This is a genomic window from Rhizobium sp. CFBP 13726, assembly GCF_014841925.1.
GTDB classification, from domain to species: Bacteria; Pseudomonadota; Alphaproteobacteria; order Rhizobiales; family Rhizobiaceae; genus Neorhizobium; species Neorhizobium soli.
Genome location: NZ_JACYUU010000005.1, coordinates 263396 through 288309 on the forward strand (window position 1 = coordinate 263396; position 24914 = coordinate 288309).

The following is a 24914-nucleotide window of genomic DNA, read 5'->3' on the forward strand; positions in this document are numbered from 1 at the left end:
TCAGAAACTCGGCGCGGCTATTACGCCTGCCCGTCGCCACCCAGCGGCAGTTCATCCGTGATCACTTCGAACCTTGCCAGGATCGCCGGGCCGAAGGCCGTGGATAACGCGACATCAGTCGCATCGCGACCGGTCGCCATCAGGATCCGGCCGATACGAGGTTTGTTGTGACGGGCATCGACAGTGTGCCAGCGGCCGCCGAGATAGACTTCGAACCATGCACTGAAGTCCATCGGATTGTGATCCTTGGGAACACCGATGTCGCCGAGATAACCCGTGCAGTAGCGTGCGGGAATGTTCATGCACCGGCAAAGGGTGATCGCCAGATGCGCGTAGTCCCGGCACACCCCCGTCTGGTCGTTGAAGCCGCCGAACGCGGTCCGCAGCGAATCGGCGTTCTGATAGTTGAACGCAATGCGGTTATGCGCGAAATCAAGAATGGCCTTGACGCGCGGCCAGCCCAGATCAGTCGAGGAAAACGTGTTCCAGGCGAAGTCTGACAGACGGTCCGTATCGCAATAACGGCTGCCCAGCAGGAACACCAGAACGTCGTCGGGTAGATCCTGGATGAGGTGCTGCTGCGCATCTTCCGGGATCGGGTCCGGAAGCCCGGTGTCATAGATCTCGAACTCGGTCGAGATCGTCGTCAGGCCGGGCGGTGCAACGATGCGGCTGCAGGCGTTCCCGAAGACATCCTGATAACCCCAGGCTTCGATCGGTCTGTCAAAAGTCAGCACCTGTTCGGTCAATAGATCTACGCGACGGGAGGGGTGGATATTCAACGCCAGAAGCATGGCAGTCGGCTGTTGGCATTCATAGCCCAGATGAAAACCGGCGCGTATCCTCATGAAGCGATGTCTCCTAAATACCGTTGACGAGATGGCAGCAATGCGGCAATGCCCGGGCGTTGATACGGTTCCGTTTAGCCATGAAGTTTGGCCTGGAACTCGTCGGTCGTGACGTTGACCTGCACTGACATGCTTTTGAAATCTTCCGCCTCACCGTCATAGCTGCCACGAAGCGGGATAGCCTGTTTCGGGTCGCGGGCGACGCCGACGCGAATGAGGTCGCGGTTACCGACAATGCCGTTGGTCGGATCAAATTCCACCCATCCGGCTCCCGGCAGGTAGACCTGGCACCACGCGTGGGTAGATCCGCCTCCAAGCGTCGTCGATCCGTCGCGATCGGGAACGTAGATATAGCCGGTGACGAAACGTGCAGCGAGGCCGAGGGCCCGTGCTGCTTCCATCATCAAAAGCGCAAAGTCGCGGCAGGTCCCGCGACGCAGCTGCAGCGTCTCGAGCGGAGCCTGGGTGCCGTGCTCATGGCGACGGGCATAGACGAAGCTTTCACGGATCGCGTAGCAGAGCGTCATCAGCAATCGGCCGGTCTCGGTCGGCTGGCCGGGTTTCACGAACTGCCGCGCCCATTTGCCAACCTCGTCGTTGGCATCCGGGTAATGGCGACGGATGGTGCATTCCAGATCGAACGCTTCCACCGGGTCATAGGTGAAGGGATAGGTGAGGGCTTCCTCGTCGATCTGAAAATCCATCGCGAGCTGCGGCGTATGATCGAGCCTGATGGTCGTTTCGAACTGGAGCTTCTGAGACGCACCCTCAAAACCGACCAGCGCCACGCAGTTCCCAAACACGTCATGGATCCAGCGGACATAGGCAGGCTTTGGAAAGACCTCGAGGCGCGACACGAGCAGCGTCTGGTCGAAACTGTCCCTTGGTCGGAACAGCAGCCTGTGTTCGCCGAACTCGACCGGCTTATGATACTGGTAGGACGTAAGGTGACGAACCGAAAAGATCGTCATGCGATCACCGAGCCGAGTTCGACTGACATTGGGTCAGATCGGAAAAGTACATCATGTCGGGACGATGAGCGATGGCGCTCAGCAGAAGTCTGTTCATTTGAAATTCTCGAGATCTAGCATGATGGATTGTGCGTTTTTCGCCTTGTAGGCAGCCTGGGCCGCCTTCAGGATCTTCGGTCGTAGCGCATCGAAAGAGGCAAGATAATCATCGCTGACGGCAGTTCTTTCAACAAGGTTGCTGCTGAGAACTTCAGCAGCGACGAAGAACCGAACCTCGAACATGCCGTCATGACCCAGAAAGCGGACGCGTCTTTTCGATTCATCGTAACTGCGCGCGGGATTTGGGAAAGAAAGTGTCATGGCAGCCTCTGTCGTCAGCATGGCTCCGCATGTCGGACTACCACGTTTGCATGTCGGGTATCTTGCTGCCATCCGCTTAGTCGATGATAACAAGCCCAGTGACGTTTCGCAGGTAACCGGCTTTTTGGTCCCGCAGTCCGTATTGAGGCAGCGCCGCCAATTTTCCAAACGCCGGATCGATGGCATCCTATGCCGACGAACCATATGACTAGGTCACGTTGAGCCCCCGAAGTCCAACGCGAAATGGCGAGCCTGCTGCGACAGACCGCATTTTAAGCCTGAATTGGCAAGGGATGCTTGGGGTGGGCAAGCCGGTCTCAGCTCGAGGCCGGAGCAAAGCGCGCAGTGATCGCATGGCTGTCGGAAGGGTAGCTGAACCGCACCGACGTCACCGGGCCGGAAACGTCCCAGGTCTTGCGTTCTACCACGAGGCAGGCAGACTGCGGCGTGATTTCCAGCCGCCTTGCCAGCTCTTCGTCCGCAAGCTGGGCCGAGATCCGATGTTCCGCAGCGGTCCATGGTATCTGCGCGATCAGCCACTTGCCCGGTGAAACCGTCGAGAAATCCATGTCCTTTGCCTGCGGCACGGTCTTCAGATTGATCAGTCGTTCCTCGAGACAGAACGGCTTCCCGTCGGCGAAATGCAGGCAGACGACGTAGATGGATTTTTCCTTGCCGGCGACGCTCAGGCGCAGCCGGTCCGTTGCCACAGTCTTCCGCTCCCGGCATTCCTCCATCCGGAAATGGTAGTCCTTGTTCAGCGCGCGGACTTCATCTTCGATGTCGTAGATCTCAAGAATGGCAGCCTGGTTGCGCGGCTGGGCAACAAAGGAGCCCGATTTCTTGCGCCGCTCGATCAGTCCGGCATTGGCAAGCTGGGTCAGAACCTTGTTCGCGGTCATCCGCGAGACATTGTAGTGCTTGGCGAGCTCCACCTCGAAAGGGATCCTGTAGCCCGGGGGCCATTCGCCGCTGACGATATTGTTCTCGATGTCGCCCAGGATCTTCTGGTGCAGTGTGCCCACCGCACGCATCGCCTTGATGTCTTTTTCTCCGGTCAAGGCGAAGTCCTTCGGCTTTCTGCATCAAACGGCTTCTCCACCATAGCCGGTCAGCCGGCGTCAAGCAGAGCGGCCATCACGGCCTGGAACCTCGGGACGATTGTCTCTCGGCTCCCATGCAGGCCGCCCGTCACGAGCTTCTTGCCCGCCGCCCAGACGCAATCCACCTTGATCGTGTCAGCGAAGATCCACTGATCGAGAACCTGATCTGCCGAAAGGTAGGGTGCGGCCCCAAGATCGAGCGAGACGAAATCCGCCGATGCACCTTCGACGATGTCGTCCTGCGACTGCAGCGCGCGGGCGCCGCCTTTCAGCGCTTCCTGGAACAGGCGCGTCCCCGTCGATTGCTGCGGCAGTGCCACGACGTTTCGCGAGCGTAGTCCCAGACGCTGCGAATATTCGAGCTGCCGAAGCTCATGGGCGACGGAAATCGAGATGTTCGAGTCCGAGCCGACGCCGAAATGGCCGCCGTCCTCGAGAAACGCCGGTGCCGGAAATATGCCGTCGCCGAGATTGGCTTCCGTGACGGGGCAGAGACCGGCGATTGCCCCTCGGCGTGCCATGTCGCGCGTTTCTGCGTCGGTCATATGGGTAGCGTGGATCAGGCACCAGCGCTCATCGACCGGCATGTTGGCGAGCAGCCATTCGACGGGACGTGCGCCCGACCACGCGATACAGTCCTCGACCTCTTTCGTTTGCTCGGCGATATGGATGTGGATCGGGCCTCCACCTGCCATCGGCAGAACGTCCCGCAGTTCTTCCGGCGTCGCGGCCCGCAGACTGTGCGGCGCGATGCCGAGTTGGCCGCCGGGAAGCGCAGACGTGATCTTCCGGCATTCCTCCATCAGCGTGGAAAAGCTTTCGACCGAGTTGATGAAGCGTCGCTGGCCCTCCGTCGGTGCCATTCCCCCGAAACCGGAGCGGGCGTAGAAGACTGGCAGCAGGGTGAGGCCGATCCCGGTCGCAGCACTTGCCGCACCAATCCGCGCCGCGTGCTCGGCGATGTTGGCGTAGTGGCGCCCATCGCGGTCGTGGTGAAGGTAATGAAACTCGCCGACGCGGGTAAAGCCCGCCTCCAGCATTTCCATATAGAGCTGCGCTGCGACCGCCTCGATATCGTCAGGTGTCATGGACAGGGCGAATTTGTACATCAGCGTGCGCCAGCTCCAGAAGCTGTCGCTTGTCGATCCGCGAACCTCCGTCAGTCCCGCCATGGCGCGCTGGAAAGCATGGCTGTGGAGATTGGCCATGCCGGGCACGATCAGCCGGTGCCGCTCGTCGTTGCGGGCAGGGATCGCGTCGGGCTCGATCGACTGCACGGTGCCATGCTCTATCGTCAGGCGAGTGCTGCTCGCCCATTCCCCGCCGATCAGTGCGCTTTCTGCAAAAATGGTGTTCACTGCCAACTCCACTCGTCGGTCCCGTCTGCGTCAGCAGGCGCCTGAAAATTCTTCTTGCCTTGGTTTTTTATGTATATACATTAAAACAAAAAGAGGAAGGCTTCGTGGTCGAGAATAGCGACAATTCACCGGTGGTGCCAACCAGAACGCTATGGCGCAACGCTCGGCTGCTCACGCTTGCCGACGAGGCACAAGGTCTTGCTCTCATTGAGGACGGAGCGCTCGCAGTGGAGGGTGACAGGATCATCTTCGCCGGTCCCCAGTCCGCTCTGCCGTCAACCTTTCTGGAAGCCGATGAGATCATCGACGTGGAGGGCAGGGTAATCACGCCCGGTCTGATCGACTGCCATACGCATCTGATCTTCGGCGGCGATCGCGCGATGGAATTCGAAATGCGGCTCGAAGGGGCCACCTATGAAGAGGTCGCGCGCGCAGGCGGCGGCATTGTCTCCTCCGTCAAGGCGACCAATGCTCTTTCCGTCGACGGGCTTGTGAAGGCGGCCCTGCCAAGGGTCGATGCGCTTCTCGCGGAAGGTGTTTCGACGCTCGAGATCAAATCCGGTTACGGCCTGTCGATCGAGGGCGAGCTCAACATGCTGCGCGCCGCCCGGGCGCTCGAAAAGATCCGCCCGGTCCGCGTCGTCACGTCGTTCCTTGGCGCCCATGCAACGCCCGTCGAATACCGTGGACGCAACGGCGACTACATTACCGACGTGGTGCTGCCCGCTATGGACCTTGCCCATGCGGAGGGCCTCGTAGATGCTGTCGACGGGTTCTGCGAAGGCATCGCGTTCTCGGTCGCGGACATGCGGCGGGTGTTCGATCATGCGACGTCGTTCGGCCTGCCCGTAAAGCTGCACGCCGAACAGCTTTCCAATCTCGGTGGTGCCGCGATGGCGGCATCCTACGGTGCCTTGTCCGCCGATCATCTCGAATATCTCGATGCCGAAGGTGCTGCCGCGATGGCCGCGTCAGGCACGGTTGCGGTTCTGCTGCCGGGCGCGTTCTATGCGATCAACGAAACGCAGAAGCCGCCGGTGCAGATGCTGCGCGATGTTGGCGTCAGGATCGCGATCGCGACCGATTGCAATCCCGGCACGTCACCGCTCACCTCGCTTCTGCTGACGATGAACATGTCGGCGACACTCTTCCGGCTGACCGTCGAGGAATGCATCGCCGGCGCGACGCGCGAGGCGGCAAGGGCACTCGGTCTTCTCTCCGAAACCGGCACGCTGGAGGCTGGCAAATCCGCGGACTTCGCCATCTGGGACATCCAGCGACCGGCCGAGCTGGTTTACCGCATCGGCTTCAACCCGCTTCATTCGAACGTCTTTAGAGGTCAACAGCTATGACGATCACGCTTCACCCCGGCAGCGTCACGCTGGCCGAGCTTTCCGATCTCTACTGGAACAATGGTTCGGCGGTTCTCGATCGCTCCTTCGATGCCGGCATCGAAAAGGCGGCGCGACGCATTGCGGAAATCGCTGCCGGAAACGCACCGGTCTACGGCATCAACACCGGCTTCGGCAAGCTTGCCTCGATCAAGATCGACAGTGCCGATCTCGCCACCCTGCAGCGCAATCTCATCCTGTCGCATTGCTGCGGCATCGGGGCGCCGCTGCCGGAAAATGTGGTACGTCTCATCATGGCGCTGAAGCTCATCTCGCTCGGCCGCGGCGCCTCCGGTGTCCGTCTCGAGTTGATCCGTCTGATCGAGGGCATGCTGGAAAAGGGCGTCATTCCCGTCATTCCGGAAAAGGGCTCGGTCGGCGCATCCGGCGATCTGGCACCACTTGCCCATATGGCCGCCACGATGATGGGCGAAGGCGAGGCCTTCCTGCACGGAGAACGCCTACCGTCTGCCGATGCGCTCGCCAAGGTGGGTCTGACACCAGTCGTGCTCGCCGCAAAAGAAGGGCTGGCGCTGATCAACGGCACCCAGACGTCCACCGCACTGGCCCTCGCCGGTCTGTTTCGCACGCATCGCGCAGCCCAGACGGCACTTGTTACGGGCGCCCTGTCGACCGACGCCGCGATGGGGTCGTCCGCTCCGTTTCACCCTGACATTCACACCCTGCGCGGCCACAAGGGCCAGATCGATGCCGGCGCCGCACTTCGCAACCTTCTCGAAGGCTCCGAAATTCGTGCGAGCCACATTGAAGGCGACGAGCGCGTTCAGGATCCCTATTGCATCCGTTGCCAGCCTCAGGTCGACGGCGCCTGCCTCGATCTGTTGCGGTCCGTCGCAAGGACGCTGGAGATCGAGGCGAATGCCGTCACCGACAATCCGCTGGTTCTGTCAGACAATTCCGTCGTCTCCGGAGGCAACTTCCACGCCGAGCCGGTTGCCTTTGCCGCCGATCAGACGGCGCTTGCCATCTGCGAGATCGGTGCGATCGCTCAGCGCCGTATCGCGCTTCTGGTCGATCCTGCTCTCTCCTACGGCCTGCCGGCATTTCTGTCGAAAAAGCCCGGTCTCAACTCGGGCCTGATGATCGCCGAAGTCACGTCGGCCGCGCTGATGAGCGAGAACAAGCAGATGTCGCATCCGGCTTCAGTGGATTCGACGCCGACCTCCGCCAATCAGGAGGACCATGTGTCGATGGCCTGCCACGGCGCGCGACGCCTGCTCGGCATGACCGAAAACCTGTTCGGCATTCTCGGGATCGAAGCGCTGACGGCCGTCCAGGGCGTGGAACTGCGCGGGCCGCTCAAGACCAGTACCGAGCTCGCAAAAGCCGTTGCCGTGCTGCGGGCTTCCGTCCCTGCGCTCGACGATGACCGTTACCTAGCGCCGGATCTCAAGGCCGCAAGCGAACTGGTCGCGTCCGGTGCCTTCGCCCACGCCATCTCGCCGGGCATCCTGCCGGTCCTTGAAGTTTGATCATCAGAAGAAATTGGGGAGCCACGACATGACCAATCCACGCCACAACATTCGCGATGTCCGCTCGCCCAAGGGCACCGAGCTCAATGCCAAGAGCTGGATGACCGAAGCACCGCTTCGGATGCTGATGAACAACCTCGATCCCGATGTGGCGGAAAACCCGCATGAACTCGTGGTCTATGGCGGCATCGGCCGGGCCGCCCGCACCTGGGACGACTTCGACAAGATCGTCGCGACGTTGAAGACGCTAACGGAGGAGGAGACGCTTCTCGTGCAGTCCGGCAAGCCGGTCGGCGTGTTCCGCACCCACAAGGATGCGCCGCGCGTGCTGATCGCCAACTCCAACCTCGTGCCGCATTGGGCAACCTGGGACCATTTCAACGAACTGGATAAGAAGGGCCTGGCCATGTACGGCCAGATGACCGCCGGATCGTGGATCTATATCGGCACGCAGGGCATCGTCCAGGGCACCTACGAGACCTTCGTGGAAGCGGGCCGCCAGCATTACGACGGCAGCCTCAAGGGCAAGTGGATCCTGACCGGTGGCCTTGGCGGCATGGGCGGCGCACAGCCGCTCGCAGCCGTCATGGCCGGCGCCTGCTGCCTCGCCGTCGAATGCGATGAGACCCGCATCGATTTTCGTCTGCGCACCCGTTATGTCGATGCCAAGGCGAAGACGCTGGACGAAGCGCTGGCGCTGATCGACCAGTGGACCAAGGCCGGCGAAGCGAAATCGGTCGGCCTGCTCGGCAATGCTGCCGAAATCTTCCCCGAACTGGTCTCCCGCATGAAGGCCGGCGGCGCTCGCCCGGATATCGTCACCGATCAGACATCCGCCCATGACCCGCGCAACGGCTACCTGCCGGTCGGCTGGACCGTCGAGGAAGCCAAAGCCAAGCGCGAAAGCGATCCGAAATCGGTGGAGGTCGCGGCCCGCGCATCGATGAGGGCGCATGTGGAAGGGATGGTCGCGTTCTGGGATGCCGGCGTGCCGACGCTCGACTACGGCAATAACATCCGCCAGGTCGCCAAGGACGAAGGCCTGGAAAATGCCTTTGCCTTTCCGGGCTTCGTTCCGGCCTATATCCGTCCGCTGTTTTGCCGCGGCATCGGCCCGTTCCGCTGGGCGGCGCTGTCGGGCGATCCTGAGGACATCTACAAGACGGATGCGAAGGTAAAGGAACTGCTGCCCGACAACACCCACCTGCACAACTGGTTGGACATGGCGCGAGAACGCATCGCCTTCCAGGGACTACCAGCGCGGATCTGCTGGGTGGGTCTGGGGGATCGCCACAAGCTCGGTCTCGCCTTCAACGAGATGGTGAGAAGCGGTGAACTGTCCGCGCCTGTTGTCATCGGCCGCGACCATCTCGATTCCGGCTCGGTCGCCTCGCCGAACCGCGAGACGGAAGCGATGAAGGACGGGTCTGACGCCGTCTCCGACTGGCCGCTTCTCAACGCGCTCCTCAACACCGCATCCGGCGCCACCTGGGTGTCGCTGCACCATGGCGGCGGTGTCGGCATGGGATATTCGCAGCATTCCGGCATGGTCATCTGCGCCGACGGAACGGATGATGCAGCCCGGCGGATCGAACGTGTCCTGTGGAACGACCCTGCGACCGGCGTCATGCGCCACGCCGATGCGGGATACGAGATCGCGATCGACTGCGCCGAAGACAAGGGTCTTCGCCTTCCCGGCATCCTCGGGAACTGACGCGCATGCGCATCCTGCCTGCATCGGACCATAAGCGGATGCCCTGGAAAAACGGCAAGGGCGAGACGGTGGAGATCGCCGTCTTTCCCGAGGCTGCGTCGGTCGATGATTTCGACTGGCGTATCAGCATGGCGACGGTGGCCGAGGACGGCCCGTTCTCTGTGTTCGCGGACATAGACCGGACCCTCAGCATTTTGACGGGCGACGGGATCGAGCTTTCGGTCGAGGGCGAGCCCGATCGTGTCCTGCGCCCCGACACGCCGCCCCACGCGTTTCCGGCCGATGCAGTGACCAGCGCAAGGCTGCTCTCTGGCCCGATCACCGATCTCAATGTCATGACCCGGCGCGGAAAGTTTATTCACGGCGTGACGATGCTCCCCGCCAGTGAACGCGTCATTACGTCGAACGGTTCGGACGTGACCCTGGTTCTGCCGACGTCGGATTTGGTGCTGAAAGATGGCACATTGCTTGCCGCCTATGATGCGATCCTGCTGCATCCGGGCGATTCGGATGTCGAATTTCATCTGACTGTAACGGCCACGACTTTTCTTGTCCGCATCGCCTCACGGCAAAAAGCCTCGGTTTCGTTACAGGTTTGACGCATTTGTGAAGATGCCGTGAGGCTGGCCGCAGCGATCGCGCTAAAGAACCGGAAACGCGATATTTCGTCTCTTTCGGGTGATCACATCTGCCCGGTTCCAGACCGGATTTGGCGGAGGCGACGTCGCAGAAGGTGAAAGTTTTAACTTTCCGGTAACCGCCTCCTCCCCCTATGGGATCACATACGGATGCATTCGTACCCGTATTTCCCTTGCCATTCCCAACAGGAGACGAGATGTCCTTCAAACCTTTCGCCCTTGCGCCTCTCTTTGCAGCCGTGATTGCCCTGCCGGCATTTGCCCAGCCGAGCCCGACGATGCTGAGGCAGTTCGGCGACTGGAACGTCTATTCCTATCAGGCGGGAGCTTCGAAAAGCTGCTACGTCCTGACCATTCCGAAACAGGCGACGCCCGCAAGCGTCAACCACGGCGATAACTTCTTCCTCGTGGCGCCCAAGCCTTCGGGCAGCGGATATTATCCGCAGGCCATCATGGGATATGATCTTCAAAACAGCTCACAGATAACGGTCACGATCGATGGCAAATCTTTTGCCATGACGCCGCGGGGCAACTCCGGCTGGACGCAGCAGGAAAGCAATGATTCCGCGATGATCGACGCCATGCGTACGGGAAGCAATATGACGCTTCAGGCGGTCTCGGGGAGAGGCACCCGCACATCCTACACGTTCTCGCTCAGCGGCGTGACCGCAGCCCTCAACCAGGCCGGTCAGTGCAACTGACGTCGATCTCTTAAGATCTCTGATGGGTGGAGGGCGAAACCGGCATTCGCCCATCGCCGATCTTGACGAGCTCGTCCGGTCAACGTCGGCGGATATAGGCGAATAGCCGCTCGGCCGCGTCTTCGATCTGCTTCGGGTCGCGCAGAAAACAGGCTCTCATGAAGGGGGCGCCGCCGGGGCCGAATGCGGTGCCCGGCGCCATGCCGACGCCGGTTTCGTCGACAATCCTGAAGGCTTCGGCGCGGCTGTCGGTCACGCCGTCGATCTTCAGGAACGCGTAGAGCGCGCCTTCGGGCTTTCGCGTTTCGACACGGTTGGTGGCGACCAGCGCGTCACACAGAATGTCGCGCGAGGTTCGGGCACGCTCGACATTGGAGCGAATGAACTCGTCGCCAAGGTCGAGTGCCGCAATCGCGCCCTTCTGCATGAACTGCGCAACGCCTGACGTGGAATACTGTATGAGATTGGTGAGCGTCTGGCCGATCTCCGCCGGCGCCACTACCCAGCCGATACGCCAGCCGGTCATGCACCAGTTCTTCGAGAACGAGTTGGCAAAGATGATGCGGTCTTCCCCGTCCATGACATCCATGAACGACGGCGCCCGCGTGCCTTCGAAATAATAGAGCCCGTAGATCTCGTCGGCGATGATCCAGAGACCATGGCGGCGCGCAAGGCTAAGGATTGCCTCGAGATCATCCTTCGTTGCCGTCCAGCCCGTCGGGTTGGATGGGGTATTGATGAACAGCGCCCGGGTTTTCGGCGTGATCGCAGCTTCGAGACGGCCCGCATCGAGCACCCACCGGCCATCGATGAAATCGAGGACGACAGGCACGGCCTTTGCCTCGGAAACACTTGCGGCATGGGCAGCGTTCGGCCAAGCCGGTGACAAATAGATCACCTCGTCGCCGGCCGATGCGACCGTCTGGATCGCGAGCACGATCGACTGCATGCCCGATCCGGTGACATAGATGTTGTCGACCGAGAGATCGGCCGTGTAGTGGCGCTGGTAGTAGCGCAGGATTGCCTGGCGAAGCTCCGGGATCCCTTGCGTCCAGGTATAGAATGTCTCGCCTGCGAGAAGCGCGTCGCTGGCCGCGCGGGTGATGAACTCGGGCGTCGCAAGGTCGCCTTCGCCGATCCACAGCGGCATGAGGTTGTCACGACCGCGTGCATAGGTGACGATTTCGCCAATACCGCTACGCGGAGCGGCCGCAGCGCGGGCGCTGATGTCGGGTCGGATGATCGTCATGCGAATCTCGGCTGAATCTGTGCGGGGAACTATGACTAGGCCAAGTTCCGACGAACCGTCAACCGGTTGCAAGCCGTATCGGATGCAGATCCATCGGTCCGAAAGCGTTGATTTGGCGATGGTTTTGCCTGACCTTCGGGCGTACCCGGTTTCGCCGCCGGGGCGAAGGTCAGCGCCTCGATCAGGAAATACGCAGACTGGACAAGTTCGTCTTCGCCCATGTCATCCTCGAACTGCTGTTCGTCTTTGGAGACCTGCTCTTCAGGAAGGGTTTTCATAAGGATGCGGTGCGTTGCTGATGACAGAACCGCTCCTTTACGCCGATTGGTTGAAAAATGCCATGCGCTGAATGGCGCATGGCATCGATCGGTATCACACGTTGCGCATCGCCTCGATGAACAGCTTGGCCTTGGCAGCCACCGACGCGACATTGTCGCCCGGTTTGTAGAGCGACCCGCCGATGCCGAAGCCGTTCGTACCGGCGTCGATGAAAGATTTCATGTTGTCCGGCGTGATGCCGCCGACAGCCAGAACCGGAAGATCCTTCGGCAGGACAGCCCTCCAGGCCTTGATCACCAGAGGCGGGATCGCTTCCGCAGGAAAGGCCTTGATGCCGGTCGCACCGGCGCCGATCGCCGCAAAGGCTTCGGACGGCGTTGCGACGCCCGGCAGGCTGATCATGCCGCGCGAAACGCTCGCTTCGATGACCGAGAGGTTCGCGTTCGGCGAGATGATGACAGTTGCACCCGTCGAGGCAACGTCTGCGACCTGAGCGGTCGTCAGCACCGTTCCCGCACCGATCAGCGCCCTGTCCCCGAACCGCTTTTGCAGTTTTTCGATGCTCTTCAGCGGCTCCGGCGAATTGAGCGGGACTTCGATGATGCGCCAGCCGGCTTCGATCAGCGCCTCGCCGATCGGCTCGGCCTCGTCAGGCGTGATGCCGCGCAGGATGGCAACCAGATTGCAGGCTTGCAGCGCGTCTTGGAACGTCATCGAACTATCCTTCATTCGTCAGTTGCAATTGTCCGGCGATCAACTGGACGCCGCGCTTGGCGGCATCGGTTGGGCCCGGCTCTATATCAAGATCAAACAGCGGCGCGACGCGGCTGTAACGGCTGTTCAGCACGTTGTTGCCGACAATGCCGATGGCTTCACCGGGTTTCAGCCAGCCTGCCGCGCGGGCCTGACGGAACTCCGAACCGATGACAAGACCGGAAACGTAGTCGCCGATATCATCAGGTGCCAGAACGCCGGCGAGCACGCCCGTGCGGGCGCTGAAGACGGCAGACAGGAACGCGTCGGCGGCACGCGCGTCGCTTGCGGCAAACCCGGCACCACGGTCAAATGCCTCCCAGCGCGGCTCGGAGCCCGGTGCCGGCTCGGATGCCTTGGCGATAAATGAATGCTTGGTCAGCAGAGCGAAGATTTCACCGGTCGCATAGGTCTGGAAACCGGCGATCCGGCCACTCTCGACCCGTGCCCATTTGCTGTGGGTTCCAGGCAGAACCAGGGTCCGGTTCTTGTCCAGCCCGAAGCCGACGATCTGCGTTTCCTCGCCGCGCATCACGTCCGGAAACGGCTTTGCGGCGGGATCGCGCATGCCGGGCAGGAAGGTGACGATGGCGCCGTTGGCAAGCGTGATCTGCCGCGTGCCGGCTGCCAGTTCGGCAAGACCCGCGGGCGCATCGACGTAAGGCACCTCGATCCAGCCATTGCGGCTGGTGATCATGCCGCTAGCGAGGACTGGAATTGCGCCGTGCGCGTCGAACCATGCCCCGACCGTTTCCATCAGGGCGGCCTCGAAGGCCCCATCCTTAACGAACTGGATGCCGCCGCTTGTCGTATCCCGGGTGTCGAGCGTTTCGCCCGTTTCAGATACGAGCGCGGCGCGAAGCGAACTCGTGCCCCAATCTAGAATGATCGACTTAGGCTCTGGCATCTCGCGGTTTCCTCCCCGAACATTTTGGCCTTCGATAGCGCGGGCAGGCCCGCCTTGTCGAGAGCAAGTGCTGCGAAAAGTCATACTTTTGAGGGGCGGCTTGGCGTCGTAACCGACTAGAATCCCTGGAAGAGAGAATCCGTAGCAGCAGTCATGTCATCGCAGCGAGCCATCAGAATTGCCGGTACTTGGCCAGCGGCAATCCATGCTTTGCGATATATTCTTGTTCAGCCTTGATCGCCTCCGCATGATCGTGCCCCCAGCGTCGCTCTTTCTCCGCCTTGATGGCTGAAGCAATGCCTGTCTCGGCGGCGCGGGAGAGATCGATCGCCAGTTCCTGTGCCTCCATAATAAGCCCGGCATCAAGTGAAAGACTGGCAGCTTTGCGGTTGGTGGAAGACATCGCTCGTCCCTCAATGACGTGCCTGAAAAATAAACGCATGCCGCGAAACGGCAAGCGCGTCTCAGGCTTCGGGATCGAGGATGCAGCATTGTTCCGCGACAGGCACCAGAACGGCGCTCGTACCAGGGTCGTATGGTTCGGACAGCGCTCCATTCGCCGTGATCTCGCCGGCAACGGTCACACACTTGTATTGGTAGGCTCGGCCGAGATAGGTGCGGGTGCCAAGGGTCGCGGGAATACCTTCGCCGGACTGCCGGGCAACAAGGCCGTCGGCGCGGGTGGCCAGAACGAAATCGTCCTTGATCGGACCGAAGACATCCTGCGAGAACGACAGTTTCGCGCCGCCGGCAGCCTCGGCTGTGACGGTTGCGCCGTCGCGGGAGACCACCTTCATCGGAACGAGGTTCTCGAAGCCGACAAAACTGGCGACGAAGGCGTTGGCCGGTTTGCGGTAGAGGACTTCGGGCGTGTCGAGCTGCATGATGCGGCCTGCATTCATGATCGCCACGCGGTCGGAGATCGAGAAGGCTTCTTCCTGATCGTGGGTGACATAAAGCGACGTTGTGCCGTTCGCCTTCTGCAACTGGCGGATCTCGACGCGCATGTCCACGCGCAGCTTTGCATCGAGGTTCGAAAGCGGTTCATCGAACATCAGGAGCGGTGGTTCGATGACGAGCGCACGGGCCAGTGCCACGCGTTGCTTCTGGCCGCCTGATAGTGCCGACGGAAGGCGGTCGGCCAGGTGCGAAAGGCCGACGCGGTCCAGCATGCTTCCCGCGCGCTTGGCCCGATCGGGTTTGGCAATGCCGCGCTGTTTCAGACCGAAGGCGACGTTCTCCATCACGGTCAGGTGGGGGAAGAGCGCGTAGTTCTGGAACACAAGCCCGATATCGCGGGCATGCGCCGGAAGGGTGGTGAGGTCGCGATCCCCAAGCCGCACACGGCCGCTGGTCGGTTCCAGGAAGCCGGCGACGATCCGCAGCGTCGTCGTCTTGCCGCAGCCGGATGAGCCGAGCAGCGAGACGAGTTCGCCGGCCGCGACCGAGATCGACAGGTCCTTGAGCACCTGTGTCGATCCGTAATGGGCGGAAAGGTTTTCGATGGTGAGCGATACGGTCAAAAGGGTTCTACTCGTCTTACTTGGTCAGGAAGGTGAGGCCGAGCGTGGCTTCGACGATGGCCATGACGCCAACCGTCACCAGCATCAACAGCACGGAGACGGAGGCGATGGTGGGGTCGAAGAACTGTTCCATATGGGCGAGAATCTGGATCGGCAGCGTGGAAATGCCGGGACCGGTCAGAAACACCGAGATGGACACGTCGTTGATCGAGGTGATGAAGGCGAGGATGAAGGCGGCGATGACACCGGCGCGAATGTTCGGCAGCACCACCGTCAGGAAGGTCTTGAGCGGCGGGCAACCAAGGCTGATCGCCGCTTCCTCCACGGAGAAATCGAAGGCGGCAAGGCTCGCACCGACGACGCGCACGGAATAGGGCAGAACCAGAAGCGCGTGGCCGAGGATGAGGCTCGGATAGACCGGCAGGCCGAAGCCGATGGTAATCGACTTCAGAAGCGAGAAGCCGAACACGATTTCCGGGACCAAGATCGGCAGGACGAACAGCGTGGAAAGCCATTTCGGCAGTTCGACGCGGTACCGGTTCAGCGCATAGGCGGCAGGAATACCCATCAGCAGCGACAGCGCTGTTCCGAGGATCGCCACCTGGAAGCTGGTAATCGCCGTGTTCCGGAAAGCGGAGATCTCAAAGATATTGGCAAACCACCGCAGCGTCAGCCCCTGCGGCGGAAACGTGAGGTAGGACGTGTCTGAAAGCGATGCGCCGACGATGATGACGAGCGGCGCAAGCAGGAAAAGAAAGACGAGGGCGGCGAACACGCCGAGGACGGGATGGATGCGTGTGGTCATCTTGTCATACCGCCATCGGGTTGAGGCGCCGCGCCATGCGGCTCATGATCGTCACCACGGCGATGGTGATGACCACCATGATCGCTGCGATGGTGGACGCACCCACCCAGTCGAAGGTGACCATGGCGCGCTGATAGAGCAGCGTTCCCATCATCATCATCTGCTCGCCGCCCAGCAGCTGCGGCGTCGCGTAGGAGGTGAAGCTGCCGGTAAAGACGAGGACCGCGCCGACGATGAGGCCCGGCACGGCAAGCGGCAGGATGACCTGGAAGAATGTGGCGATCGGCGTGGCACCCAGAGAGGTTGAGGCTTCGACCACTTCGCGTGGAATGCCCTCGAGCACACCGGTCAGGGTGAGGATCATCAGCGGCACGAACAGATAGACCATCGCAACGATCACCGATCCCTCGGTATAGAGCATGGACAGCGGCTCAGAGATGATGCCGAGCGACATGAGCGTGTCGTTGACGATGCCGTTCTTGCCGAGGATGATCAGCCAGGCAAATGAGCGAACCACGACGCCGGTCAGAAGCGGGAAAACCGCAGCGATGATGGCGACAGACTTCAGCCGCCCCGGCATGCGGGCGATCACGTAAGCCGTCAGAAAGCCGATGACCAGCGAGATCGCGGTGGTGATCAGGGCGATACGCAGCGTACGGTAGAGGATATTGGTGCGGAAGCCGCTGTTGAAGAAGGCGGTGTAGGTCGAAAAGGCGCCTTTCGGCTCACCAAACGTGGTGGCGATGGTCAAGAGAACCGGAATAACGAGAGCGACGACGACAGCAATCGTCGCCGGCATCGTCAGCCCCCATTTGGCAAAACGCTTCATGTCTGTTCTTTCAAATTCCGGGCTGCCCTGCGCCTTTTAGGCACCGGCGTTCCGGCAGCGGATGTGCTCCGCAATCCCCGCCCGGATCAGGAAAAGCCCTCTCCTTGGATCGAGGAGAGGGCTCGTCGTCTGTGACTGAGATTACTGGCCGAAAACCTCGTTCCACTGGTCGATCCAGTCGGTCTTGGCGTCGTTCAGCTTGGCGTAATCGATGCGGCCCAGCTTCGAGACCTGGTCTGCGCCATAGGTCCACATCTTGGCCTGTTCCGGCGAAAGCTCGACCTTGCTGTTGATCGGCGCATCGACGCCCTGTTCGGCTTCCTTCTGCTGAACTTCCTTCGACAGAACGAAGTTGATGAACTGGTGCGCCAGCTCGACATTTTCGGAGCCCTTGGGAATGTTGACCATGTTGAGGGTGGCGATATCGCCTTCCTTCAGTGTCGCCCAGGTCATCGTCTTGACGGCTGCCTGCATCGAAGCAAGCGTGAAATCCTGCGCCAGGGCAACGCGCACCTCGCCGGTCGAAATCAGGTTCACCAGTTCGGAACCCGTATTGTAGTTCTTGACCACATTCGGCTTCAGTTCGCTGATCGCTTCGAAGGCCTTTTCGGAATCCTCGTAGGCATCGACGCCCGCATGCTTGCCGGCCTGCAACACGACCATCGGGCCGGCCGTGGTGGTGATGCCCGGCAACGAGACCGAGCTCTTCATGTCGGCGCGCCAGAGATCGGCCCAGGATGTGATTGCCGGATCGACCTTGGCGCTGTCATAGACGAGACCGACGCGGCCGATCGTGTAGGCCGGACCATACTTGCCCTGCGGGTTGCGGCCGAGTTCGTAGATTTCCGAAAGGTTCGGGATCTTGGATGCATCGACTTCCTGAAACAGGCCCTGTGCGACGCCGAGCTGGGAGAAGCTGTCCGAGAGGTAGATCACGTCCACGCCCTTGCCGTCGCGCAGCTTCAGCTTGTTCAAGCGGTCGGCATTGTTGCCGGTTTCAAACACGATGTCGCAGCCGCAGATCTTCTTGAAGGGCTCGATGATGTTGGCCTTCATCTTGTCGCCGTTATAGCCCCACCAGGAAATGGTGAAGGTCTTCGTCTGGGCACTGGCCGAGGCGACGCTGGAAAACGTGGCAAGCATTGCAAGCGCTGCAAACTTGGTGAGGCGATGAGCCTTCATGAGGCGATCCTTTGTCGAACAATCGGTGTTGAATTGGCTGCTCGGACAGCGCCGAGCGTAGAACGACAGTATTTTTTCATCGCTTTCCCCGCAAGCTCAATAATTGTGCACGCGCAATATCCATGTGGATATGCACTGCAATAAGAACGCACGTGTGGGCGTTTTCCCTCTTGCAGCTCTAGTGGCTAGAGGTTGTAGACACAAGAGGTGATCTGAGACGAACGGCAGGGAACCAGCACGATGACGGCAGTAAATCAGGCGCGATACAAGGTTGGCGGTATGGACTGCGCCAGCTGCGCCACCAAGATCGATACGGCTGTGCGCCGCATGCCCGGCGTCGAGGATGTTTCGGTATCGGTTGCCGCGGGCACGATGACGGTCAGCCACAATGACAGCGTCGATCTTAGCGCCGTCGAAAAGCGTGTTTCCGGTCTCGGTTATCCGCTGAGACAGCTTTCGCAGCGAAACCGCTCGGCCGAGCTGGTCATCCCCGTTGCGGATCACGGCGACCATCATGATCACGATCATGGAAGCAAGCATGAGCATTCCCATCATGAGCGGGACACAGCCGCCACTGAAGGCCTGCACGGCCATGACCACGGCCCGATGGAGGGCCCATGGTGGAAATCTGCCAAGGGCCGACTGACCATTATGGCCGGCCTGGCATTTGGAGTTGCCTATGGGCTCGGCCACCTGTTTCCCGCTTACGAGACCTATATCTTCACCGCCGCGATGCTGATCGGTCTGGTGCCGATCGCGCGGCGCGCGATCATGGCAGCGCTGGCCGGCACGCCGTTCGCGATCGAAATGCTGATGACGATCGCCGCTGTCGGCGCGGTGGTGATCGATGCGTCGGAAGAAGCGGCGGCCGTCGTCTTCCTGTTTCTCGTTGGCGAATTACTGGAAGGCGTTGCCGCCGGAAAGGCACGCGACAGCATCAGGAGCCTCTCCGCTCTGGTGCCGAAGGAAGCACTTTTGGAGGAAGGCGGCCAGACGCGAACTGTACCGGCCGAAAGCCTTGCGATCGGGTCGATTATCCTGGTCAGGCCCGGCGACCGGATATCCGCCGATGGCGTCATCATGTCAGGCCAGAGCGCAGTGGACCAGGCGCCCGTGACGGGCGAAAGCACGCCGGTTGCCAAGGGCGTCGACGATGTCGTGTTTGCCGGCACCATCAACACCGATGGCGCGCTTCGGGTGCGTGTCACCGCTGCTGCCGAAGATAACACGATTGCCCGCGTCGTTCGCCTCGTCGAGGAGGCACAGGAAAAGAAGGCGCCGACTGAACGCTTCATCGACCGCTTCTCGCGCTACTATACGCCCGGCGTCGTTGCCGTTGCCGCTCTGGTCGCCATCCTGCCGCCGCTCATTGCCGGTGGTGACTGGAACGAATGGATCTACAAGGGTCTTGCCATCCTGCTGATCGGTTGCCCCTGCGCACTTGTCATCTCGACGCCTGCGGCGATCGCTGCGTCGCTTTCATCCGGTGCCCGCCGTGGCCTCCTGATCAAGGGCGGTGCGGTGCTTGAGACACTCGGAAAGCTGACCGTTGTTGCCCTCGACAAGACCGGCACGCTGACCGAGGGACGGCCGCAGGTCACCGATGTCATTGCTTTCGGCCACAGTGCCGATGAAGTGCTGCGGTTTGCGGCCGCGCTGGAAATCGGCTCCAGCCATCCACTTGCAAAGGCCATCCTCGCGAAAGCTGAAGAAGACGAAGTTGTCATTCCGCAGTCGAGTGATGGCAAGGCGCTCGGCGGAAAAGGTTTGACAGCAGAGGTCGAGGGACAGGACGTCTTCTTCGGCTCTCCCAAGGCTGCCGCCGAGCGGGTGTCGATGTCGATGGCGCACAGCCGCCGGGTCGCAGCGCTCAACGACGAGGGCAAAACCGTCTCCGTGCTGATCGTCGGCAGCGTGCTCGCCGGTGCGATCGCCATGCGCGACGAGCCGCGCGCCGATGCCAAGGCTGGGCTTCTGGCTCTTACCGAAGCGGGCGTGAAAACGGTCATGCTGACCGGCGACAATGCGCGCACGGCAGTTGCAATCGGGCAGGAGCTGGGGATCGAGGTCCGCGCTGACCTGCTCCCGGAAGACAAGAGCCGTATCGTCGGCGAACTGAAGCGTGACGGTTTCGTCGTCGGCAAGGTCGGGGACGGGATCAACGACGCACCGGCCTTGGCGGCGGCAGATGTCGGCATCGCCATGGGCGGCGGCACGGATGTTGCGCTCGAAACCGCCGACGCCGCTGTGCTGCATGGCCGGGTGGCCGATATCGCAGCAATGATTGCCCTGTCGAAGAAGACGATGCGCAACATCCATCAGAACATCACCATCGCGCTCGGTCTGAAGGCGGTGTTTCTGGTGACGACGGTGATCGGCATAACCGGGCTCTGGCCGGCGATCCTCGCCGACACCGGCGCAACCGTGCTGGTCACGATCAATGCGCTGAGGCTGTTGCGGAAGTAGATGAGAGCCCTACGCCTCCGGGCGCAGGGCTCTCTAAGACTGAAAACTTTTCGTCATGGCATCCGGTGCAGGATGGCGAAGGCTTCATACGGCTTGAGAACGATCGTCTCCGAGAGCGCTTCGATCGGCTGTTCGTTGGAGATGAGGCAACTGCCGGATACGCGCAGCTCTTCCGGCAGATCCAGACTTACCTCGCGGGCTGAAAAACTGCCGATGACGACCAGCAGGTCCCTGTCCAGTTTGCGGGTGTAGACAAAGACGTCGGGATTGTCGTCGAGCCACGACTGGTATTTGCCGTAGACGATGACCGGATGGGATTTCCGCAAGGCAATCAGCTGGCGGTAATGGTTCCAGACCGAACGCTCGTCGCTCATCGCCACGTCCGCATTGATCGACGCATAGTTCGGATTGACGCCGATCCAGGGTTCTACGGTGGAAAAACCGCCATAAGCTGCGCTGTTCCACTGCATCGGCGTGCGGGCGTTGTCGCGGCCGTTCGCGTTGGCGCCCATGATGAAATCCTCAGGCGAACGGCCGGCATCCACATGCAGCTGATACATGTTGAGCGTCTCGATATCGCGGTACTGCTCGATCGCGCTAAACGGCATGTTGGTCATGCCGATTTCCTCGCCCTGATAGATGAACGGCGTGCCTTTCAGCAGATGCAGGACCGTCGCCAGCATCTTGGCGGATTCGACGGGATAGCCCGTAGCGTCACCATATTTAGAAACGGCACGCGGCAGGTCATGATTGCCCCAGAACAGGGAATTCCAGCCATCGTCGGCCAGCGCGTTCTGCCATTTGCTCAGCACCGACTTCAGTTCGACGAGGTCGAAGGTTTTCGGCTGCCATTTGCCGTAGGTTTCATCCCATTGGCGGGTCACGTGTTCGAACTGGAACACCATCGAGAGTTCCTGCCGCTCGCGACCGGAATAGAGAAGTGCCGATGCAGGTGTGGCACTCCACGCCTCGCCGACGGTCAGGACGTTGCGGCCACCGAAGGTCTCGCGGTTCATCGCCTGCAGATATTCGTGCAGGTGCGCACCGTCGGTCACCACGCCCTGGTCCACCTGTTTGCCGATATAGTCGATGACATCCATCCGGAAACCGGAAATGCCGCGTTCCAGCCACCAGTTCATCATTTCATGAACTTCGGCACGGACCTTCGGGTTTTCCCAGTTCAGATCGGGCTGGCGGCGCGAGAAGAGATGCAGGTAGTATTCGCCGGTCGTCTCGTCGAGCGTCCAGGCGGGGCCGCCGAATGTCGACTGGAGATCGTTGGGCGGTCCGCCGTCAGGACCCGGCTTGCGCCAGACGTAGAAGTCACGAAACGGATTGTCGAGAGAGGCTCGTGAGTTCTGAAACCACGGGTGTTCGTCGGACGTGTGATTGACAACCAGATCGAGCAGGATGCCGATGCCCCGGCGCCGAGCCTCGGCAACCAGCAGATCGAAATCGGCAAGCGTTCCGAATTCCGGCGCGATATCGCGATAGTCCGATATGTCGTAACCGTTGTCATCCATCGGCGATTTGAAGATCGGGGAGAGCCATATGACGTCGATGCCGAGGGACGCGATATAATCCAGTTTCGAGATAATGCCCGGAATATCGCCGATGCCGTCACCGTTCAGATCGCAGAAGCTGCGCGGATAGATCTGGTAGACGGTCGAGCTATGCCACCACTGCCGTTCGAGGGGTGGCGCCGCTTCCTGGACAAGTGCTGCCAGCTGATCCTCGAGCTGATCCCGTAACTGGTCCATCCACGTCTCCTTGAGATATATTCGACAACCGAACGCCAACGCCGCATGGAGAGTTCCAAACGAGCGTATTCAGGATTAAATCAAGACTGCCTGACCGATCGTGTGGTGCCCTTCGCGGGCTCATTGCGCTCACCTGACGACCTCGTGACTGAAGTGTTATCGATTTCGCCTCTCTAGACGTCATCCTGCAGGGCTTGGAGCACCTCCGTAAAGATTGCATTCAGTATTTCCCGGTAAGGTCCCGTTAGTAAACGTGCGGCGCTGATCGTCTGCTGCACGGATTCCGTTTTGTATCGAGTACGGGTTCCTTATGCGTCTTACGGCTGTATCACTGCTCGTTCTGGCCCTCGCTGCGACTGGATGTACCTCCAGCAGCGATCTGGAATCCGCTGTGCCCGCTTCATCCGGGTCTGCAAAGACGTCCCGTCTGGCTGCAAGAACGGCTCCGCTGGTTCCCGCTGTCGACGTCGGGACGACGGCCGGCATTCCGTCACCACCGCAAAAGCCATTGGCGTGGGGCGGGCCTGTGCCGCAGTCGCCGGCGTTCCGCAACATCGCGCCGGGTCCTTCGGTCGAAGCGCCAGGCAATCCGATGGTCACCACCGTCGGCATGCCGATGCCGGCTCAGCGGCCCGTATCGGCGCTCACTCCGGTTTCCCTGCCCGACATGAGGCCAGGCCTCGGGGTTTCGCCGGGTGGCCGCTCGCGGATCTACAGCCACAGCTTCCGCGATGCCAAACCGATCAATTTCGGCAAGGTCTCGCCACGAAAGATGTCCGTTCACGGCGTCGACGTTTCTCGCTGGCAGGGCGATATCGATTGGGCAAAGCTGCGGACGCAGGGCGCCAACTTTGCCTATATCAAGGCGACCGACGGCGGCGATCATCTGGATCCGATGTTCAAGACCAACTGGCGCAAGGCCAAGGAGGCCGGCGTCAAGCGTGGCGCCTACCACTTCTTCTACTGGTGCCGCGTTGCGAGCGACCAGGCCGAATGGTTCATCCGCAATGTTCCGAAAGATCCCGACGCGCTGCCGCCTGTGATCGACGTCGAATATAACGGCGAGTCGAGCTGCAAAATGCGTCTATCGCGCGCCAAGGTGCTCGAAAAGATGCAGGTCTTCATGGACATGCTGGAGCGTCATTACGGCAAGCGGCCGGTGATCTACACGGCGCCGGATTTCTACAAGGACAACCTGCGCGGCGAATTCCTCAACTACCCATTCTGGCTGCGCGCGGTCGCTCAGCATCCGTCGGTGGTCTATCCCGATCGCAGATGGGTGTTCTGGCAGTATTCCGGATCCGGCCTCTCGCAGGGCGTCGAGGGTAAGATCGATCTCAACGTCTTCCGCGGCGGCGAGGGTGATTGGCATGACTGGGTCGCCCGCAACTGAGGGGATCGACTTCAGACGATAATCGGCGAGCGCCCCGCGTCAGCGTCTGATGCGGGGCGTTTTGCTATCCGGGATATGCAGGTTCCGCTGACGCCATCGCCACTTCGGCTTAGCGCGTCTCTACCTCCGCAGCTGCGGCACCCTCCTGAGCGATATCGATCTTGGCCACGACGGACATGCCGGGCACAAGGCGGTCCGTCAGGGCCTGATCGGTATCGATGGCAATGCGCACCGGAATACGCTGAGCGACCTTGGTGAAGTTGCCGGTCGCGTTGTCGGATTTGATCACGGAGAATTCCGAGCCTGTCGCCGGGGCGAAACGCTCGATCGTTCCCGTGAACGCCTGATGACCCAGAGCATCGACCGTGAATGTCACGCGCTGGCCGACGGTCATGTTCTCCAGCTGGGTTTCCTTGAAGTTTGCGACCACCCAAACGTGATTGGGCACGAGCGAAGCGACCTGTGTGCCAACGGAAACATATTGACCGATACGGCCGGTCACCTCTCCAAGGGTTCCGTCCTGCGGTGCGATGATCCTGGTGTTTTGCAGGTCGATCCGCGTGAGTTCGACCGCGGCCTTGGCGCTTCCGACGCTCGCTTCCAGCGAACGACGACTGACGACGATCGTGTTGAGGTCCTGTTCAGCCACCAGTTCGGTCGCCTGTGCCTGGTGGAGGCTCGCCTGCGCCTGGTCATAGGCGGCGCGGTTCTTCTCCGACTCGCTTTGGGTGGTGACGTTGTTTTTGAGCAAAGTCTCGGTGCGCTCATAGGTCAGCTTGGCCGCGTTCAGTGCTGCCTGCGCACTTTCGATGCCGGCCTTTGCCGAGACGATATTGGCCTCCGCCGATTTGCGGCTTTGCTCGGAATTGTCGAGCGAAGCTTCAGCGGTGGCGAGTTGCGCCTCTGCCTGTTCGAGCTTCTGGGCATAGATGCGGTCATCGATCTTGACGATCAGATCGCCCTTCTTGACCTTCTGGTAGTCCTGCACCGGCACGTCGACGATGACGCCCGCCAGTTGCGGACTGAGCAACGTCACCTGTCCGCGGACATAGGCATCGTTCGTGGTCTCGACCGTGCCGTGGAAGGGGGGCAGGTTCCAGGCGTAAAGCACGATAAACACGCCGACGATCCCGACGATGAGCGCGACGTATGTGGAAATGGATCTGAAGGCAGCGTTCATAGCTCTGTTCT

The 24914-nt window shown here is 61.0% G+C and carries 23 protein-coding genes; 7 read left to right on the forward strand and 16 right to left on the reverse strand.

Annotated features, from left to right (window positions below):
- Nucleotides 1–20 precede the first annotated feature (20 nt).
- The 5 genes from IFT66_RS20285 to IFT66_RS20305 form a co-directional block, all read right to left on the reverse strand.
- Entirely contained in the window at nucleotides 21–848 is an 828-nt protein-coding gene (locus tag IFT66_RS20285; RefSeq protein ID WP_174197404.1) for a transglutaminase-like domain-containing protein, read from the reverse strand.
- Between the two features lie 74 nt (nucleotides 849–922).
- Nucleotides 923–1819 carry a transglutaminase family protein gene (locus tag IFT66_RS20290; protein ID WP_062458480.1) on the reverse strand — a complete coding sequence of 299 codons (897 nt, stop codon included), beginning with the start codon at nucleotides 1817–1819 and terminating at the stop codon, nucleotides 923–925.
- A gap of 93 nt (nucleotides 1820–1912) precedes the next feature.
- Nucleotides 1913–2179 (reverse strand): DUF1488 domain-containing protein, encoded by a 267-nt coding sequence (locus IFT66_RS20295; RefSeq protein ID WP_062458477.1) that lies wholly within the window; start codon nucleotides 2177–2179, stop codon nucleotides 1913–1915.
- Between the two features lie 317 nt (nucleotides 2180–2496).
- Nucleotides 2497–3213, reverse strand: coding sequence for a histidine utilization repressor (hutC, locus tag IFT66_RS20300; protein WP_192078790.1), 717 nt, complete (start codon nucleotides 3211–3213; stop codon nucleotides 2497–2499).
- A gap of 77 nt (nucleotides 3214–3290) precedes the next feature.
- On the reverse strand, nucleotides 3291–4640 hold the full coding sequence (locus IFT66_RS20305) for a formimidoylglutamate deiminase (protein WP_192078715.1): 1350 nt from the start codon (nucleotides 4638–4640) through the stop codon (nucleotides 3291–3293).
- A gap of 104 nt (nucleotides 4641–4744) precedes the next feature.
- Between IFT66_RS20305 and hutI the strand changes: the two genes are divergently transcribed.
- The 5 genes from hutI (at nucleotide 4745) to IFT66_RS20330 (ending at nucleotide 10577) form a co-directional block, all read left to right on the forward strand.
- A complete protein-coding gene (gene hutI, locus IFT66_RS20310; protein ID WP_192078716.1) occupies nucleotides 4745–5992 on the forward strand; it encodes an imidazolonepropionase in 1248 nt (415 codons plus the stop codon).
- Nucleotides 5989–7524, forward strand: a complete 1536-nt coding sequence (hutH, locus tag IFT66_RS20315; protein WP_192078717.1) for a histidine ammonia-lyase — start codon at nucleotides 5989–5991, stop codon at nucleotides 7522–7524. The genes hutI and hutH overlap by 4 nt, the downstream gene beginning before the upstream one ends.
- 28 nt (nucleotides 7525–7552) lie before the next feature.
- A complete protein-coding gene (gene hutU / locus IFT66_RS20320) occupies nucleotides 7553–9238 on the forward strand; it encodes a urocanate hydratase (protein WP_192078718.1) in 1686 nt (561 codons plus the stop codon).
- Nucleotides 9239–9243: 5 nt separating this feature from the next.
- Nucleotides 9244–9837 (forward strand): HutD/Ves family protein, encoded by a 594-nt coding sequence (locus tag IFT66_RS20325; protein ID WP_192078719.1) that lies wholly within the window; start codon nucleotides 9244–9246, stop codon nucleotides 9835–9837.
- Nucleotides 9838–10073: 236 nt separating this feature from the next.
- Entirely contained in the window at nucleotides 10074–10577 is a 504-nt protein-coding gene (locus tag IFT66_RS20330) for an invasion associated locus B family protein (RefSeq protein WP_062576716.1), read from the forward strand.
- 79 nt (nucleotides 10578–10656) lie between these two features.
- On the opposite strand, the gene IFT66_RS20335 is transcribed toward IFT66_RS20330, so the two are convergent.
- From IFT66_RS20335 to IFT66_RS20375, 9 genes are all read right to left on the reverse strand, one after another.
- Nucleotides 10657–11826, reverse strand: coding sequence for a pyridoxal phosphate-dependent aminotransferase (locus tag IFT66_RS20335; RefSeq protein WP_192078720.1), 1170 nt, complete (start codon nucleotides 11824–11826; stop codon nucleotides 10657–10659).
- Between the two features lie 35 nt (nucleotides 11827–11861).
- Nucleotides 11862–12104 carry a hypothetical protein gene (locus IFT66_RS20340; RefSeq protein WP_192078721.1) on the reverse strand — a complete coding sequence of 81 codons (243 nt, stop codon included), beginning with the start codon at nucleotides 12102–12104 and terminating at the stop codon, nucleotides 11862–11864.
- 94 nt (nucleotides 12105–12198) lie between these two features.
- Complete coding sequence (locus IFT66_RS20345; RefSeq protein WP_192078722.1) at nucleotides 12199–12819, reverse strand: 2-dehydro-3-deoxy-6-phosphogalactonate aldolase; 621 nt, start codon at nucleotides 12817–12819, stop codon at nucleotides 12199–12201.
- Between the two features lie 4 nt (nucleotides 12820–12823).
- Nucleotides 12824–13765, reverse strand: a complete 942-nt coding sequence (locus tag IFT66_RS20350; RefSeq protein WP_062458447.1) for a 2-dehydro-3-deoxygalactonokinase — start codon at nucleotides 13763–13765, stop codon at nucleotides 12824–12826.
- Nucleotides 13766–13937: 172 nt separating this feature from the next.
- Nucleotides 13938–14168 (reverse strand): type II toxin-antitoxin system CcdA family antitoxin, encoded by a 231-nt coding sequence (locus IFT66_RS20355; RefSeq protein WP_192078723.1) that lies wholly within the window; start codon nucleotides 14166–14168, stop codon nucleotides 13938–13940.
- A gap of 61 nt (nucleotides 14169–14229) precedes the next feature.
- Nucleotides 14230–15288, reverse strand: coding sequence for an ABC transporter ATP-binding protein (locus tag IFT66_RS20360; protein WP_184655335.1), 1059 nt, complete (start codon nucleotides 15286–15288; stop codon nucleotides 14230–14232).
- A 16-nt stretch (nucleotides 15289–15304) separates the two neighbouring features.
- Nucleotides 15305–16093, reverse strand: coding sequence for an ABC transporter permease (locus IFT66_RS20365; RefSeq protein WP_184655336.1), 789 nt, complete (start codon nucleotides 16091–16093; stop codon nucleotides 15305–15307).
- Nucleotides 16094–16097: 4 nt separating this feature from the next.
- Nucleotides 16098–16922 (reverse strand): ABC transporter permease, encoded by an 825-nt coding sequence (locus IFT66_RS20370; protein WP_092664465.1) that lies wholly within the window; start codon nucleotides 16920–16922, stop codon nucleotides 16098–16100.
- A 141-nt stretch (nucleotides 16923–17063) separates the two neighbouring features.
- On the reverse strand, nucleotides 17064–18104 hold the full coding sequence (locus tag IFT66_RS20375) for an ABC transporter substrate-binding protein (protein WP_192078724.1): 1041 nt from the start codon (nucleotides 18102–18104) through the stop codon (nucleotides 17064–17066).
- 240 nt (nucleotides 18105–18344) lie between these two features.
- On the opposite strand from IFT66_RS20375, the gene IFT66_RS20380 reads away from it, so the two are divergent.
- Nucleotides 18345–20570 carry a heavy metal translocating P-type ATPase gene (locus IFT66_RS20380; RefSeq protein WP_192078725.1) on the forward strand — a complete coding sequence of 742 codons (2226 nt, stop codon included), beginning with the start codon at nucleotides 18345–18347 and terminating at the stop codon, nucleotides 20568–20570.
- A 53-nt stretch (nucleotides 20571–20623) separates the two neighbouring features.
- Here the strand turns inward: IFT66_RS20380 and IFT66_RS20385 are convergent, their stop codons facing one another.
- Nucleotides 20624–22330, reverse strand: coding sequence for a glycoside hydrolase family 13 protein (locus tag IFT66_RS20385; RefSeq protein WP_192078726.1), 1707 nt, complete (start codon nucleotides 22328–22330; stop codon nucleotides 20624–20626).
- Between the two features lie 310 nt (nucleotides 22331–22640).
- On the opposite strand from IFT66_RS20385, the gene IFT66_RS20390 reads away from it, so the two are divergent.
- Nucleotides 22641–23723, forward strand: a complete 1083-nt coding sequence (locus IFT66_RS20390) for a glycoside hydrolase family 25 protein (protein ID WP_062576737.1) — start codon at nucleotides 22641–22643, stop codon at nucleotides 23721–23723.
- A 109-nt stretch (nucleotides 23724–23832) separates the two neighbouring features.
- On the opposite strand, the gene IFT66_RS20395 is transcribed toward IFT66_RS20390, so the two are convergent.
- Entirely contained in the window at nucleotides 23833–24903 is a 1071-nt protein-coding gene (locus IFT66_RS20395) for an HlyD family secretion protein (RefSeq protein ID WP_113167453.1), read from the reverse strand.
- Nucleotides 24904–24914 lie beyond the last annotated feature (11 nt).